General features: G+C 56.3%; 19 protein-coding genes. 8 read left to right on the forward strand and 11 right to left on the reverse strand.

Translation table 11 applies throughout. From position 1 onward, the window contains the following. Positions 1-29: 29 nt before the first annotated feature. Genes ACI9KD_RS00640 through ACI9KD_RS00650 form a run of 3 tightly spaced genes read left to right on the forward strand, consistent with a single transcriptional unit; the run spans position 30 to position 1,948 of the window. Positions 30-320: a glutathione S-transferase N-terminal domain-containing protein gene (locus ACI9KD_RS00640; protein ID WP_414979201.1), complete on the forward strand. Its 291-nt coding sequence runs from the start codon at positions 30-32 to the stop codon at positions 318-320. Between the two features lie 46 nt (positions 321-366). Further along, the gene (locus ACI9KD_RS00645) at positions 367-1,140 is read left to right on the forward strand and encodes a hypothetical protein (RefSeq protein ID WP_414979202.1); all 774 of its coding nucleotides are present in this window, start codon (positions 367-369) and stop codon (positions 1,138-1,140) included. A 34-nt stretch (positions 1,141-1,174) separates the two neighbouring features. After that, a complete protein-coding gene (locus ACI9KD_RS00650; RefSeq protein ID WP_414979203.1) occupies positions 1,175-1,948 on the forward strand; it encodes a crotonase/enoyl-CoA hydratase family protein in 774 nt (257 codons plus the stop codon). Positions 1,949-1,988: 40 nt separating this feature from the next. Here ACI9KD_RS00650 and ACI9KD_RS00655 read toward each other — a convergent pair whose 3' ends face one another. Next, the gene (locus ACI9KD_RS00655; RefSeq protein ID WP_414979204.1) at positions 1,989-2,492 is read right to left on the reverse strand and encodes a DUF2244 domain-containing protein; all 504 of its coding nucleotides are present in this window, start codon (positions 2,490-2,492) and stop codon (positions 1,989-1,991) included. Between the two features lie 116 nt (positions 2,493-2,608). Between ACI9KD_RS00655 and ACI9KD_RS00660 the strand changes: the two genes are divergently transcribed. Continuing rightward, complete coding sequence (locus tag ACI9KD_RS00660; RefSeq protein WP_414979205.1) at positions 2,609-3,406, forward strand: sulfurtransferase; 798 nt, start codon at positions 2,609-2,611, stop codon at positions 3,404-3,406. 7 nt (positions 3,407-3,413) lie between these two features. Here the strand turns inward: ACI9KD_RS00660 and ACI9KD_RS00665 are convergent, their stop codons facing one another. From ACI9KD_RS00665 to ACI9KD_RS00690, 6 genes are read right to left on the reverse strand one after another with little or no spacing between them, the layout of a single operon-like run. Further along, complete coding sequence (locus ACI9KD_RS00665; RefSeq protein ID WP_414979206.1) at positions 3,414-4,103, reverse strand: RluA family pseudouridine synthase; 690 nt, start codon at positions 4,101-4,103, stop codon at positions 3,414-3,416. Further along, positions 4,100-4,864, reverse strand: coding sequence for a pyridoxine 5'-phosphate synthase (locus ACI9KD_RS00670; RefSeq protein WP_414979207.1), 765 nt, complete (start codon positions 4,862-4,864; stop codon positions 4,100-4,102). The genes ACI9KD_RS00665 and ACI9KD_RS00670 overlap by 4 nt, the downstream gene beginning before the upstream one ends. Beyond that, the gene (locus tag ACI9KD_RS00675; RefSeq protein WP_414979208.1) at positions 4,861-5,463 is read right to left on the reverse strand and encodes a peptidylprolyl isomerase; all 603 of its coding nucleotides are present in this window, start codon (positions 5,461-5,463) and stop codon (positions 4,861-4,863) included. Before ACI9KD_RS00675 ends, ACI9KD_RS00670 begins: the two co-directional genes overlap by 4 nt. Positions 5,464-5,501: 38 nt before the next feature. Continuing rightward, positions 5,502-6,167 (reverse strand): TIGR04211 family SH3 domain-containing protein, encoded by a 666-nt coding sequence (locus ACI9KD_RS00680; protein WP_414979209.1) that lies wholly within the window; start codon positions 6,165-6,167, stop codon positions 5,502-5,504. A 41-nt stretch (positions 6,168-6,208) separates the two neighbouring features. Next, entirely contained in the window at positions 6,209-6,508 is a 300-nt protein-coding gene (locus ACI9KD_RS00685; protein WP_414979210.1) for a YciI family protein, read from the reverse strand. Positions 6,509-6,529: 21 nt separating this feature from the next. Beyond that, positions 6,530-7,228, reverse strand: coding sequence for an inner membrane-spanning protein YciB (locus ACI9KD_RS00690; protein ID WP_414979211.1), 699 nt, complete (start codon positions 7,226-7,228; stop codon positions 6,530-6,532). Between ACI9KD_RS00690 and ACI9KD_RS00695 the strand changes: the two genes are divergently transcribed. From ACI9KD_RS00695 to rluB, 4 genes are read left to right on the forward strand one after another with little or no spacing between them, the layout of a single operon-like run. Further along, a complete protein-coding gene (locus tag ACI9KD_RS00695; protein WP_414979212.1) occupies positions 7,227-7,853 on the forward strand; it encodes an L-threonylcarbamoyladenylate synthase in 627 nt (208 codons plus the stop codon). The genes ACI9KD_RS00690 and ACI9KD_RS00695 overlap by 2 nt on opposite strands. 54 nt (positions 7,854-7,907) lie before the next feature. Continuing rightward, positions 7,908-8,732, forward strand: coding sequence for a segregation and condensation protein A (locus tag ACI9KD_RS00700; protein ID WP_414979213.1), 825 nt, complete (start codon positions 7,908-7,910; stop codon positions 8,730-8,732). Continuing rightward, positions 8,729-9,631, forward strand: a complete 903-nt coding sequence (gene scpB / locus ACI9KD_RS00705) for an SMC-Scp complex subunit ScpB (protein ID WP_414979214.1) — start codon at positions 8,729-8,731, stop codon at positions 9,629-9,631. The genes ACI9KD_RS00700 and scpB overlap by 4 nt, the downstream gene beginning before the upstream one ends. Next, positions 9,618-10,619: a 23S rRNA pseudouridine(2605) synthase RluB gene (gene rluB, locus ACI9KD_RS00710; RefSeq protein ID WP_414979215.1), complete on the forward strand. Its 1,002-nt coding sequence runs from the start codon at positions 9,618-9,620 to the stop codon at positions 10,617-10,619. Before scpB ends, rluB begins: the two co-directional genes overlap by 14 nt. A 19-nt stretch (positions 10,620-10,638) precedes the next feature. Here the strand turns inward: rluB and ACI9KD_RS00715 are convergent, their stop codons facing one another. From ACI9KD_RS00715 to ACI9KD_RS00730, 4 genes are read right to left on the reverse strand one after another with little or no spacing between them, the layout of a single operon-like run. Next, the gene (locus tag ACI9KD_RS00715; RefSeq protein ID WP_414979216.1) at positions 10,639-11,412 is read right to left on the reverse strand and encodes a YciK family oxidoreductase; all 774 of its coding nucleotides are present in this window, start codon (positions 11,410-11,412) and stop codon (positions 10,639-10,641) included. Then, entirely contained in the window at positions 11,405-12,091 is a 687-nt protein-coding gene (locus ACI9KD_RS00720) for an HAD family hydrolase (RefSeq protein ID WP_414979217.1), read from the reverse strand. Before ACI9KD_RS00720 ends, ACI9KD_RS00715 begins: the two co-directional genes overlap by 8 nt. Further along, positions 12,088-12,798: a bifunctional 2-polyprenyl-6-hydroxyphenol methylase/3-demethylubiquinol 3-O-methyltransferase UbiG gene (gene ubiG, locus ACI9KD_RS00725; protein WP_414979218.1), complete on the reverse strand. Its 711-nt coding sequence runs from the start codon at positions 12,796-12,798 to the stop codon at positions 12,088-12,090. Before ubiG ends, ACI9KD_RS00720 begins: the two co-directional genes overlap by 4 nt. Before the next feature lie 31 nt (positions 12,799-12,829). Next, entirely contained in the window at positions 12,830-14,161 is a 1,332-nt protein-coding gene (locus ACI9KD_RS00730; protein WP_414979219.1) for a TRZ/ATZ family hydrolase, read from the reverse strand. Positions 14,162-14,242 lie beyond the last annotated feature (81 nt).

The raw sequence follows: 14,242 nt of genomic DNA on the forward strand, positions 1-14,242 counted from the left end.
ACTGTGCGAAGTAACAGGAGTACCCCCTGATGTTGTCGAGTGACTTGTTTCCCCTAAGTCTCTACGGATCGAGTATTTCCTACTTTACGGGAAAGCTGGAGATGTACTTTCGGGTTCGGGGGATCCCCTATGTCTTAAAGCCGCGTACCGAAGGTGCGGTGGCGAACGAGATTATGGCGCAGTTGGGCTCCACGCAGATGCCCGCCGTGCAGCTTGCGGATGGACGCTGGATGAGCGACAGCACCGTAATCATTCAATCGCTTGAGCAAGAGTTCCCCCAGGGCGGTCTCTACCCGGATAACGCACTGTTGTTTTTCTAGTCTGCTTCTTGAGGATTATGCTGACGAGTGGCTATGGCGACCCGCGATGCACTATCGCTGGCACTACAGCCTGAGCGCGCATTATGCCGGACAGCTTCTTGCTGAGGAGTTGGTGGTCGGCTCCCTGTTGCCGTTGGCATTTCACCGGCGGTTGATTATTCAGCGCCAGCGATGCGGATACACCCGGGGCGATGGCATTGCCCCGAAGTCTGTGGAAGGCGTGGAGGCGATTTATTTAGACACACTCAAGCAGCTGCAGGCTATTCTCCATAAACAAGATTTTATTCTGAGCCCACGTCCCAGTCTCGTGGATATTGGCTTTAGTGGGCCGATGTTCAGACACTGCGGTCTGAATCCGGTGCCGGCCGAAATCATGCGCAGCCGCGCCCCGGCGGTTTATGCCTGGCTGGGCCGTCTCTGGGGTTATCGTGAGAGCGGCGATACACAGCCGTGCGCTTCGAATGCGAATGAACCGGTTCCGGCCGCTTGGCGAGCGATGCTCGAATCTGTTGGGGAATCGTATCTGCACTATTTAAATGCCAATGTAGATGCCGTCGCGGGGGGCAAGTCGGTGTTTGATGCAACGGTTGATGGCGTTAGCTATCACAGGGCACGCTCTTCGAAGTATCGCGTTTGGTGTCTGCGACGATTGCGTGAGGCCTATGCGGATTTGCCACACGGTGAGCAGGCTGCGGCGAGGGTGATTATGGAGAACTGCGGTATCTGGGAGCCACTCTGGGAAAAGCTTGAGTTGCCCATCGATGACGCGACCTGTAGCCAGTTACCGTTTTACGTCGATACCAAGATGATCGACGTGTAAAAATAGCCCAAAACAAATTCAGGAGCGAACGAGAATGACTGTGGTAGCAGAGAGTATTGGGCGAATTTTGCGGGTGACAATCAACCGTCCTGAAAGTCGCAATGCGGTAGATGGACCTACAGCAACGCTCCTTGCCGAGGCGTTTCGCGAGTTTGATACTGATGATTCAGTGGACGTGGCTATTTTGCAGGGCAGCGCGGGGACTTTCTGTGCCGGCGCTGACTTGAAGGCCGTGGCCAGCGGCGAAAATATGAACCGTATGCAGGCTTTTGGGAATGGCCCTATGGGTCCTTCGCGCATGCAATTATCCAAGCCGGTGATTGCCGCAGTAGAGGGGCATGCTGTTGCGGGAGGGCTTGAACTGGCTCTTTGGTGTGATCTGCGCGTCGCTGACCCTGCGGCAGTGTTTGGGGTTTTCTGCAGGCGTTGGGGCGTTCCTCTGATTGATGGAGGCACTGTGCGGCTGCCTCGGCTTATCGGTCAGTCCCGAGCAATGGATATGATACTCACCGGTCGACCTGTGGGAGCCGCAGAAGCGCTGGAGATGGGGCTGGTTAATCGATTGGCAGCGCCCGGTGAGGCCGGTTCTGAAGCGCTGGCGCTCGCCGAGCAAATAGCGGCTTTTCCTCAGGCTTGTATGCGAGCAGATCGCGCTAGCGCCTTGGCACAATGGTCACTTGGCGAGCAGTCTGCTCTTGCGAATGAGTATGCCGGGGGGGAGGCGGTTGTTGTAAGTGGTGAGACGCGTCGTGGTGCCGAACGCTTCAGCAGCGGCTTGGGACGTCACGGTGACTTTGAGGACATCTAAGTCCGAGCGTGAGCCCAGCGATTGTCGATCGCGGAGCGGCTCATATCTTCATACTACTGACCGGGCTGTGAGTTCGTACTAGCAGCTCTTTGCGAAGCAAGGCCATCAGTGACATACAGTCATCACGGTTTAGAAACTCGCCGACAACCACACTCTCTTCTGTGCCGTGGACAGTGAGTCCCGGACCTTCCCAGGGGTGTTTCTCGGGTGTGATCGCCAGGGCAACCTGATCTCTGGCAAAGCGCCAGCGGCGCTTGGGGGCGTAATAGCCTTTGTCTATGGAAACGGTTTGCTCGTTGAGGGTGATGACGTGGCGATACTCGAGTTTCCAGTTGACGTAATACAGCGCCGATGCCAGGGCGAGAAGCTCTGCACCGGCAAAAGGCAGGATCGGCCACGCCCCCAATGCTGTGAATCCAATAGCCGCTCCTAATGAGGGCACAGACACAGCCAGTAGGGCTAACTTATTGTTACGCCAGCTCGAGGAATGGTTAGGCTTGGCGATGATTACCAGCGAAGCATCGCTGCGACTGCTGCTGACCACTAGGTTCAATCCTTTTATGATGCGGCCTGAGTATAGTGCACATTAAACGGCGTACACATTGAGGCAACACAATGCCTGATGATTGTACGTGGAGCTTGTTTCAGGAGATCAGGATCATGACTGGCTTTCTTACGGTGGCTGAGTTGGATGCATTTTCCGGCGTGGTCGTCGACTGCAGGTTTTCTCTTGCGGATGAGACCACCGGAGCTAGGGAGTATTCCCTGGGACACATCCCGGATGCACGCTATTTGGGTCTCGCCGAGGACATGTCTGCTGAGGTGGCTGTTCATGGGGGACGTCATCCATTACCAAGCCCGCCTAAGTTCGCGTCCAAACTTGCGGCTCTGGGCATTGGGCCGGACACCGACGTCGCTCTTTACGATGATTCCCGTTTCGTTTTTGCCGCGCGGTGCTGGTGGATGATGCGCGCTCTTGGGTACCGCGAGCCGAGTCTGTTGAATGGTGGTTATGCGGCTTGGTTGGCCCAGGGTGGAACGCCTGATACGTCGTCTCCCGTTATACAGGCGTCGGCGCTTCCGGCAATTCCCGATGAATGGCCCGGCTGTTGTGGCCGCGAGCAGTTAGCGACGCTCCAGGGGCAGTCCGCCGTCTTGGTCGATGCTCGGGAGGGGCCGCGCTATCGGGGAGAGCATGAACCCATTGACCCTATCGCAGGACATATTCCGGGCGCGATCAATCTTCCCTGGCAGAGCTTTAGCACCCAAGACGGTATTTTCCTTGAGGTCGCAGCGCTGCGCGGATGTTGGGGAGCGACCTTGGAAGCTTCACCACTCGTGGTCTACTGCGGCTCTGGTGTATCAGCCTGTGTGAACCTGTTGTCTCTGGCCATGCTTGGGCGCGATGACGTGATCTTGTACGGCGGCAGCTGGAGTGACTGGTGTAGCTACCTGTAGATACGGTTTAAAAGGGCGCTGGGCAGTGCCCGACTATTTTTCGTCCGGTGAATGGATGCGCAAAGGCGATGCGCGTGGCATGCAGCATAAGCCTCGGTGCCGAGCCGAGTATCGCGGGAGGTGCATACATATCGCAGCCTAAAATGGGATGCCCCATCTCCCGGCAATGTATGCGCAACTGGTGTGTGCGCCCGGTGGCGGGTTGTAGCTCGAGCAGGCTATTGCCTTCTTCTCTGGCCAACACCTTGAAGTAGGTAAGAGATTTTTTGCCGGTTTCCTCGCAGATCTTTTGTAAAGGTCGATTTTCCCAGTCCCGGGCGATAGAGAATTCTACTTTGCCTTCGTCGGCGCTCACAGTGCCTGAAACCCATGCTCGGTAGTGCTTTTCAACCGCGCGCTCCTGAAAGAGTCGTGAGAGCGCGCCCTGGGATGCTTTTCCCCGAGCCACCATCATTAATCCAGAAGTGTCTAAATCCAGGCGATGAACTACCAATGCATCCGGGAATCGCTCCTGAAGGCGCGTGATCATGCAGTCGTAGTTCAGAGGATGGCGACCCGGGACCGAGAGCAGTAAATCGGGCTTGTGGATCAGCAGTAAATGGTCGTCGGCGTAGATGAGTCTGACGGGCTCGGGGCTGTGTGGAACAAGATAAGGTGGTAGCTCCAGGGGCTCCTGAGTATCAGATGATGCGGTCACCGGCCTGCCAGTACAGCCAGATAGGCTGCGACGGCAGCGGGCATACCCATACGCAGCGCGTCGACGGTGAGCGCATGACCGATGGACACCTCCATCAAGCCGGGCAACTCTCGAAAATAGGGTAGATTGTGAAGAGTGAGATCATGTCCCGCATTGATGCCTAAACCTGCTTCTCTTGCAGCTTCAGCGGTGTCCCGAAAGCGCTCGTAGCTTTGCGCAACCCCATCGCCCTGCGCGACGGCCATGGCAAAGGTCTCGGTATACAGTTCAATTCTATCGGCGCCTATCTCAGCAGCTAACGACATTTGTTCGGGAGAAGGATCCATGAAGAGGCTGCTGCGAATGCCCAGCTCCCGGAGCTCGGCGAGTATGGGCCTCAGTTCCTCGGCTTGACGACTCAGGTCAAAGCCGTGGTCGGAGGTGAGTTGCGCATCACCATCGGGCACCAGCGTGCATTGTGTGGGACGCAGCTCGCGAACCAGCTCCATAAATCCGGGATAGTCGTTCACGCCTTTGCGGTCACTAACGCGAGGGCCTGCAAAAGGATTGCCTTCGATATTAAATTCGACGTTGAGCATTGCCGCCAGATCCCGACAATCGTCGGCACGGATATGTCGTTGGTCCGGCCGCGGGTGCACTGTGATGCCATCAGCGCCGGCTTCTATGCACATTCTTGCGTGCTCCGGGACGCTGGGTATGACGGTATCCCTGGAGTTGCGAATCAGCGCGATTTTGTTGAGATTTACCGATAGAGCGATCATAGAAGGCTTTTACGCTCGATCTTGGTGATGATGATTGGGTCTGTGGGCACGTTGGCGTGCGGCCCAATCTGTGCCACGGGCGAAGTACTGATGTAGTCGACAATGCTCATCCCATCAACAACCTCGCCAAACACGGTGTAGCCTTCGGCACCCGGCTGCCAGTCCAGTCGAAGGTTCGTACGCTGATTGATAAACCATTGTGCAGTGGCTGAATCGGGATCTGATGTTCTAGCCATGGCTAGGGTGCCACGAATATTGTGTAGACGATTTTTTGATTCGTTGACGATGGGCTCGCCTACGGGCTTTTCCTGTAGGTCCGGGGTCATCCCGCCGCCCTGAATCATAAAGTTAGGAATGACGCGGTGGAATATTGTGCCGTCATAAAACCCCGCGTCCACGTAGGCAAGAAAATTTGCCACTGACACGGGTGCTTTGTCCCTGAACAAGCGAACGCTGATAGCACCCGCGTTTGTTGTGATCGTCACCTGGGGATTGGGCAGAGGCGTGGGCGTAGAGGATTGAGCCAGCGCTGCGCTGCTCAACGCGCTTAGCAGCAAGCCGCTGATTGCGACACGCAAAAGATGTCTAAATTTGTTCATGGTGTATCTCCTGTCTGGTTTGCGCATGGCGAGCGATCTTAGGCCCAGCTTGAACTGTTTTTGCGTTTCGGCCACAGGCGCGGCACTACGAGCGTGATGATGACGCCTAAAAAGACCGCGAATGCTCCATCCATGAATGCGCTGCTGCGCACGCGCTCTTGAAGACGCTGGTTATCGGCTTCGAGTGTGTCCAGAGTTGTCCGCATGGTCGCCGACTCTTCGACGAGTTGCCGATTGTTCTCTGCGGTCTCTACGGCGCTGCCGGATATCTGACGAAGTTGCGCGAGTTCCTCGCTCAGCTGTTGTAAATCGGTGTTGCTCTTCGTGAGTTGTGTATTGGCTTGGCCTTGACTGGCACGCAACTCTGCCAGACTGCTCCGTAAAGCTGCAGATTCCTGCTGAGCCTCTTCTAGCTGGCGTACGACAGCGGGCAGACGAACTTGAGCGGGCGGTTCTGTGGACAGATACTCGGCTTGCACCCAGCCCTCGGTGCCCCTGGAGGTGGCCACCTCGGCCCAGTTGCCATCGGTGGAGCGGCGTTTCTCAACTAACTGGGTCCCGGGTATGAGCTTGCCGAGCCAGCGATAGTTTGACCCAGGCCCCGCATGCAGCACGACGAACACTTCGTCACTGATGTAGCGGGATTCCTGAGCGAAAGCGGCGGAGCTCACGCTCAGCAGCAAGATCAGCAGAAGTCGAATCACGGATGGTCCTCGTTTAACGGTATCGATATACATAGTGTTGTTTAGGGAATGACTATCTTGAAAGGTTTAACCTCGACGTGGGAAAACACGCCAGAGGTGGTGTAGGGATCTTCACTGGCCCAGTGCTCCGCATCCTTTAATGAAGGAAACTCCGCGATAATGAGACTGCCGGTAAAACCACTCTCTCCAGGATCCTCACTGTCGATCGCCGGGTGAGGGCCACCCACGAGTACACGGCCTACATTGGCCAGCTCCTGGATGCGAGACAAGTGCTGCTCGCGGACCTGTTTACGCAGGGGCAAGCTGTTGGGAACGTCGTATCCGAATATCGCGTAATACATAGGTTTCTCGATAATTTTGGTTTAATCGCTATCCGCATCAGCTGCGGCCTCGGCGGCCTGCAGGTGAGGGCTAACTATTAATGCTGTGAGCACGGTGAGAAGCAGAGTGAAGCCTATGGCGGAATACAGCTTGTAGCTGACCCACGTGGACTCGCTGTACCCATAAGCCACATAGAGGTTAAGCCCGCCTACGATCAGAAAATTGCTAATCCAGAGCATATTGAGACGGGCCCAGATATCTTTCGGAAGTTCTAGCTGTGCGCCTAAGGTGCGCTCCAGAAGGTTGCGTTCCCCGATAAAGTGGAACACGCCAAAGGCAATGGCCAGGGCCCAGTTAAAGATGGTGGGCTTCCATTGGATAAACGTTTGGTCACGCAGAATCAGGGTGGCGCCTCCGAAGATGCCCACCGCCAGAAAAGTCCAAAGACCACGCTTGTCCCAGTATCCGCTGGCAATGCGCGAAATCACGACCTGTAGCGCGGTAGCGATGATGAGCACTGCCGTCGCGCTAAAGATGCCGTCGAATTCATGCTGCCAACTACCCAGACGGAGGGTCTCTCCGTCGAGTTGATAGACGACAAAGAATAGCGCTATGGGAATAAATTCTAAGAGTTGCTTCATACCAATCGCCAGATCGCCCGACAGTGCTAGAATGCCGCGCGGTGCTAAAAGGGCCGCATTGTAAAACAATTCACAGGGCAGCGCGGAGCGGACTTCCATGAGTCAGTTCTTCCAGATACATCCGGATAATCCTCAGGCACGCTTGGTTCGCCAGGCGGCTGATATTGTGCGTGGGGGCGGGGTAATCGTATACCCCACGGATTCGGCTTATGCATTGGGCTGTCACATCGGAGACAAAGCCGCGCTGGACCGCATTCGTCGTATACGCAAGCTCGACGATCGGCATAACTTTACGCTGGTCTGCCGGGATCTTTCGGAAATCGCAACTTATGCCCGCGTTGATAACGTGGTGTACAGGCTTCTTAAGCAGTACACGCCGGGGCCTTATACCTTCATCTTGCGGGCTACCACGGAAGTGCCGCGACGGCTGATGCAGTCAAAACGCCGTACCATCGGCCTGCGAGTGCCGGATAACGCAATAACGCAGGCCCTCCTTGCTGACCTGGGAGAGCCGCTGATGAGCGTTTCGCTCATTATGCCGGGGGAAGAGCTGCCACTGATTGACCCCTACGAAATTCGCGAAATACTGGAGCACGAGGTGGATTTGGTGCTGGACGGCGGATACTGCGGTATGGAAGCGACCACCGTGGTGGACCTTGCTGACGAAAAGCCTATGTTGCTCCGCGCGGGTAAGGGTGATCCAACGCCCTTTGAGGCTGCCTGAGGTATACTCGCCTCACTATCACTCGGTGTTTCTGTGACTAACGAAAATCAAAAAATGGCTGAGCCTAGCGTTTCGCTGCTCGGGCCGAAGCTGCCTTCTCAGGGAGAGATGCCCTTTGCTGTGGTGATGGGTAAAGCCGTTACCGAGTTGCCCAAGGATTTGTACATACCGCCACAGGCTCTGGAAGTGTTTTTGGAGGCCTTTGAGGGTCCGCTGGATCTGTTGCTCTACCTGATACGCCGCCAAAATCTGGATATTCTGGAAATTGACGTTTCTCGAATCACCGAGCAGTACATGCATTACGTCGATCTTATGGACGCCATGCAGTTCGAGTTGGCAGCTGAGTATTTACTGATGGCGGCAATGCTCGCCGAGATTAAGTCTCGAATGTTGTTACCCCGGGCTAAGGTCGAGGAAGACGACGAAGAAGATCCCCGGGCGCAGCTTATTCGTCGCTTGCAAGAGTACGAACGCTTTAAAAAAGCCGCGGAGGATATCGAAGATATGCCGCGTATGGAGCGCGATACCTGGATAGCAACGGTGGCACCTCCGCCGGTAGAGCAGGATCGCCCCGAGCCGGATGTCGATATGCGCGAGCTCTTGTTGGTGCTGTCTGACGTGCTCAAGCGCGCACAAATGTACGAGAGTCATCAGGTCCAGCGAGAGGCGCTGTCCACTCGGGAGCGAATGTCCCAGGTGCTAGAAAGGCTCCAGGGTAAGCAGTTTGTGCCCTTCGTTTCGTTGTTTTCCGCGGACGAGGGAAAGCTGGGCGTTGTGGTGACCTTTCTGGCCATCATGGAGCTGATCAAGGAGTCGTTGGTTGAGATCGTACAGACCGAGAGTTTTGGCCCAATTCATGTCAAGGGGCGTGCCGAATGAGTGAAAGCACAGGACTCGTACAAATTATCGAAGCCGCATTGCTCGCGGCGGGTAAGCCCTTGAGTGTGGCGCAACTGTCGGCCTTGTTCGAAGAGCGTGAGCGTCCGGCGAATGAGGATATCCGTGCCTCGCTAGAGGACGTTCGCGAGCGTTGTGACGGTCGAGGTTATGAGCTTGTTGATGTTGCCAGCGGTTTCCGTTTTCAGGTGAGAGAGCACATGAGCCCCTGGATCAGTCGTCTATGGCAGGAGCGTCCCCAGAAGTACTCCCGCGCGCTCCTCGAGACGCTGGCATTGGTAGCTTATAGGCAGCCCATTACCCGCGGTGAGATTGAAGAAATCCGCGGTGTGGCGGTGAGCACCAACATTATCCGTACCTTGCACGAGCGCGAATGGATTCGTGTTGTGGGCCATCGCGATGTACCCGGACGACCGTCTATGTACGCAACTACGCGTGATTTTCTTGACTACTTTAGTCTTAAGAGTCTGGACCAGCTTCCTACGCTGGCTGACATTCGCGATCTGGAAACCCTGAACGCCGAGTTAGGCTTTAGTGAGCCACTTCCTGAGGCTGCGAATGCTGAGCATCGGAACCAGCAGGAGGGCGTGAGTCCTTCCCAAGAGCATGCGGATGATGAGACTGATGTCGGCCCCTCAGACGGTGTCGACACGGAAAACGTCGCAGCGAATGACGTTGAAGCTGAAGTGGCGGCAACAGGCAGTGCCGAAACCGATAGCGGCGCAACAGATAACACCGAAACGGGCACCGCGGAAGCGAGGAGTGTCGAAGCTGATGATGGAGTGTCGATGACATCGCAGGAAAATTCTGTCCCGCCCGAAGATTCCCTGGAAGAGTGGGAATCGAATACTTCGGAGCAGGTGACACATGGCAAAGGCTGATAAACCAAAAGACAGTGCGAGTGACGCTGCCGCCCCCCCTAAAGAGGGCGAAAAGCTTCAGAAGGTACTCGCGCGAACAGGTCTGGGTTCTCGTCGAGAGATGGAGCGCTGGATAGAGCAAGGACGTATCACCATTGATGGCAAGCTCGCGAGCCTGGGGGATCGGGTGGGTGCAGAGCAGCGTATCGAGGTTGATGGACGGCCGCTGGCGGCGGGGGACGGAGAGAAAACTCGTTGCATGCTGTATCACAAGCCCACCGGAGAGGTTTGCTCACGCAAGGACCCGGAAGGTCGACGCACCGTATTTGAACGACTCCCAAAGGTAAAATCTGGTCGCTGGATATCGATTGGCCGTTTGGACTACAACACCTCGGGTTTGCTCCTGTTTACCACTGATGGTGAGCTCGCCAATGCCCTGATGCACCCCAGCGCGAATATTGAGCGCGAGTATATGGTGCGTGTCATGGGGGATGTCACCGAGGAGGCCATTAAAGCGATGCTCGAGGGCGTGATGCTTGACGATGGCGTTGCTCGATTTACCGATATTCAGTCCGGCGGCGGCGACGGTATCAACACTTGGTACTACGTGGTGTTGATGGAAGGGCGTAACCGTGAAGTAAGGAGGCTGTGGGAGTCTCAGGGTCTGACCGTATCGCGTCTCAAGCGCGTTCGCTACGGCGATTTATTGGTTCCCTCCAAGGTCAAGCAAGGCCAGTACCAAGAGCTTGCTACCAACGAAATTAACGGTCTCTATCGTATGGCCGGTATGCCGACTAAGGATGTCGCGCCGCCCTCGCGTGAAGACCGCAGTAAGCATAAGCGCATGGAAGGTAAGCGTGGTCGGGTCCGGGGTAACAAGAGCCCCGTAGACGACTTTGGTAGTCGTGATGCGCGTAAAGACGCACGTAAAGATAGGCCGACGAAAGGCCGTAAGTCAGGCTCAAAGAGCAGCTCTGCCCCCAAAAATAAACGTCGTACGCGCGCCTGATTCGCTTGCCTGCCGGATGTTACTGCGCGTTAAAGCTATACCCGGTTTTGCCCGTACTGGCGTCATCCATCAAGTACAAGTAGCTGCGCATTATAGCGTCGGGCGACGGGTTGCTACTGGGCTCTTCGGCCGGGTAGGCGTTGCGACGCATCGCGGTATTGGTCGCTCCGGGATTGATGCAATTCACGCGCACGTTGCTGGTGTTTTCTGTTTCGCTGGCAAGCACCTGCATCATGCCCTCGGTGGCAAACTTGGATACAGCGTAGGCGCCCCAGTAGGCTCGACCGGTGCGTCCAACACCTGACGACGTAAATACCACGGAGGCCCTGGGTGCTTCCCGTAGAAGGGGCATTAGGCACTTGGCTGTCAGAAACTGACTGTGAACATTGAGTTGCAGGACATCCCGCCAGTCGTTCCATGCAGATTGCTCCAGCGCCCGGCGTTGGCCGAGGATGCTGGCATTCAAAAGCATCCCATCGAGCTTCCCTAGCTGCTCTTCAATCACGCGCGCCAATTCGATAAAGGCTTCTTCGTTGTCCTGAGCGAGATCAAAGGGAATGGCAGCAGGTTGAGGGCCTCCGGCCGCGTCAATCAGGTCGTAGACCGCCTCGAGTTTTTCAACATTCCTTGCCAAGAGGATCACGGTTGCACCGTGGGCAGCAAAACTCAGTGCTGCACTGCGGCCGATGCCATCACTTGCGCCGGTAACGAGTATGGTTTTTCCCAGTAGCGCATTGGCCGCGGGTTGGTAATCCGGTGGAATCCCTATTCCAACCATTTGTTGATCAGACATAGGCTTGCTCCTCTTGGGGAAATAGTAGTCCGTGAAGATCCTCACTGCGCTGTGCTACGGCATCAGCGCCCCAGCTGTGCGCACTGTCACCGGATTCGATGTAACCGTAAGCTGCGGCGATGGTGTACATGCCTGCGCGCTGGCCTGCCTGGATGTCACGTAAATGATCGCCCAGATAAATCGCCTCTCTGATCCCGCAGCGTAGTTCGCGACAGCCTTTCTCAAGGCTTTCTGGATGTGGTTTGGCTTGAGCGACGTCATCCGGGCAGACGACGCTAGCGGGTGTCAGACCGAGTTTTTCCAGCAGCGGTATCGTGTACTCCCGAGGTTTGTTGGTGGCAATGCCCCAGGCGACATTCTTATCGTTTAGTTGTTGCAGCAACGCTGCCACACCTGGGTAGAGCGCCGCATGATGTCCAAGTATCTCGGCATAGAGGGTCAGTAAACGTTGGCGATGCGCCTCGAAGTGCGGGGCTTCTTCGTCTATGTCCAGAGCAATTCTCACCAATGCTCGGGAGCCGTTGGAGACGCTGGATCGTATGCGTTGGGCTTCCATGGGTGGTCGGTCGCACTCCGAGCGGAGTTGCTGCACTGCGGGTATGAAATCGTCCGCCGTATCAATAAGAGTGCCGTCCAGATCAAAAATTACCGCACGCAATTGAGCGCCCGGATGCATCATGCGGCTTTGCTCGCATGCACCATAAAATTAACCGATACGTCGCTGGGGTTCAGGCGATAGCGCTTGCTCAGCGGGTTGTAGACCAGCCCCGTCATGCCTTCGAGTTGAAGGTTCGCGTCGCGAAGCCACTGAGCGAGCTCCGAGGGACGGATAAACTTCCCGTATTCGTGGGTCCCTGCGGGGAGTAGTCGCAGGATGTGCTCGGCGCCAACGATGGCAAACAAAAAAGCTTTTGGGTTCCGGTTGATAGTAGAAAAATACAGATTGCCACCGGGTCGCGTCATGTCAGCACAGGCTTTGATCACCGCGCCGGGGTCGGGAACGTGCTCAAGCATTTCCAGGCAGCACACGACGTCAAAGTGCGCGGATTTTTCTTCAGCAAACTCCTCGGCGGTAATTCGCTGATAGTGTACGTCCACGCCAGACTCAAGTTGGTGCAGACGGGCGACTGAAAGCGGGCCTTCACCCATGTCGATGCCGGTGACCTCTGCGCCGCGCAGGGCCATGGATTCTGCCAGGATGCCGCCTCCGCAACCGACATCGAGCAAGCGTTGGCCCGCAACCGGGGAGCGGCTGTCTATCCAGTTGGCCCGCAGTGGGTTGATTTCGTGTAGGGGGCGGAACTCGCCATCCATGTCCCACCACCGCGCAGCGAGGGCCTCGAACTTGGCGATTTCCGCGTCATCTACGTTTAGGCTTCGAGTCATTGTCATGTTCGTTAGGCGTCCAATATTCGCGTTATTGAGGGGTTGCGCTGATCTTACGGCCCCAGTGTTTTGCTCGCTCCAGGGTGTCTTCTAAATCCAGCGTCAGGAGTTGGCGATTCTGTAGCAGTGCTTGACCGGCTACCCAGCTATGCGTGACCTCGCCGCCCGTGCAGGCGTAAACCAGTTGCGAAAGTGGATTATAGAGTGGCTGGGTCGCGGGTGCAGACAGATTAATCGCGATGAGGTCAGCCTGCTTGCCGGGCTTAATGCTGCCGATTTCCTGATCAAGGCCCAGTGCCTTGGCGCCGCCCAATGTTGCCATATGCAAGGTGCGATGCGCTGACATTGCCGTAGGGTCGCCACTGCTGAGTTTGGCCAAGAGGGCAGCGCTATGCATCTCGTTGAACATATTGAGGTCGTTATTGCTGGCAGCGCCATCGGTGCCCAGAGCTACATTGACTCCCGCTGCCTGCAGTTCCGGCACGGGGCAGGTGCCCGATGCGAGCTTCATGTTTGACTGAGGGCAGTGGATAACCTGCGCTCCGGTCTCGGCAAGACTGGCGATGTCTTGCTTTCCTAGCGAGGTCATATGCACGCATTGGGTGCGAGGTCCAAGGAGTCCCAGACGTCTGAGCGTATCCAGGGGCCGCTCTCCCGTCGCTTCCACAGCGCTGAGTACTTCACCTGCGGTTTCGTGTAAGTGAATGTGCACGCCCATATCCAGCTCCGCGGCGAACAGGGCAACTTTCTCAAGCGTCGGTACGGATACTGTGTAAGGCGAGTGAGGGCCGAAAGCGACGTGCAATTGATCGAGGTTTTTGCAGTCGTCCCGCAAAGCCAGAGCTTTGCTTATGTAGTCGTCAGGGCCTTCGCCATAGGCTGTGGGAAAATCTAACACGGGTGCTGCCAGTTGCGCTCGCATTCCGGTCTTCCTACACAGAGCTGCGACAACCTCAGGGAAAAAGTACATGTCGCAAAAAGTGGTGGTGCCTGAAAGAAGCATTTCGGCCATTGCCAGGGATGTTCCATCGTGCACGAACTGCTCACTCATATGTGCGGTTTCAGCGGGCCAGATGTGGTTTTCGAGCCACGGCATGAGCGGTAGATCGTCGGCAAAGCCCCTAAGCAGGCTCATAGCGGCATGCCCGTGCGCATTGACCAGTCCCGGTAAAACAACGTGCTCCGGGAGTTCCAGGCGCTCGATGCCGAGGTCGTCAGGCAGTTGACTGTTCGGCAGGACCGCCTTGATACGACCATTTTCAACGGCAATAGCGTGCTCGCTGAGAACAGCTTCGCCAGGTTCCATAGAAATAATCCAGCCGGGCTGGATGATGAAGTCGGCCGTGAGAGTGGGCTGGTTCATGCTAGTGATCTCAAGAGTGCAATGGGCGCAGCGGAGGGGCGTGCGGGCGGATTATAGCGCGCCAAATGGATGCTGCTGAGC

The sequence above is a fragment of the Congregibacter sp. genome, from assembly GCF_047617445.1.
Taxonomy (GTDB): domain Bacteria; phylum Pseudomonadota; class Gammaproteobacteria; order Pseudomonadales; family Halieaceae; genus Congregibacter.